The 567-nt window shown below is 69.3% G+C and carries 1 pseudogene; it reads left to right on the top strand.

What is annotated here, in order from left to right:
- Positions 1-567 (top strand): annotated as a pseudogene (locus tag V8688_RS32035) (4-hydroxy-2-oxovalerate aldolase); the annotation flags it as partial.

Below are 567 nucleotides of genomic sequence, written 5' to 3'. Positions count from 1 at the left end.
AAGCAGGCCCGCATCATGGCCGATGCCGGCTGCCAGTGCGTCTACGTCGTCGACTCGGCCGGTGCGCTCGTCCTGGAACAGGTCTCCGACCGCGTCTCGGCCCTGGTCGCAGAACTCGGCGACGACGCCCAGGTCGGCTTCCACGGCCACGAAAACCTCGGCCTCGCCGTCGCGAACTCCGTCTACGCCGTACGCGCAGGCGCCACCCAGATCGACGGCTCGGCCCGCCGCTTCGGCGCCGGCGCCGGCAACCTGCCGGTCGAAGCCTTCATCGGCGTCTGCGACAAACTCGGCATCAAGACCGGCGTCGACTTCTTCGCCGTCACCGACGCCGCCGAAGACGTCGTCCGCCCCGCCATGCCCGCAGAATGCCTCCTCGACCGCCAAGCCCTCATGATGGGCTACGCCGGCGTCTACTCCAGCTTCCTGCGCCACGCCGAACGCCAAGCCGAACGCTACGGCGTCTCCGCCGCCGAAATGCTCGTCCGCGCAGGCGAACGCAAGCTCGTCGGCGGCCAGGAAGACCAGCTCATCGACATCGCCCTGGAACTCCAGCGCGAAGCCACC

It is taken from the genome of Nocardia sp. No.11 (genome assembly GCF_038752175.1).
GTDB classification, from domain to species: Bacteria; Actinomycetota; Actinomycetes; order Mycobacteriales; family Mycobacteriaceae; genus Nocardia; species Nocardia canadensis.
The sequence above is the reverse complement of the archived record's forward strand: the minus strand, read 5'-3'. Positions and strand labels throughout refer to the sequence as shown.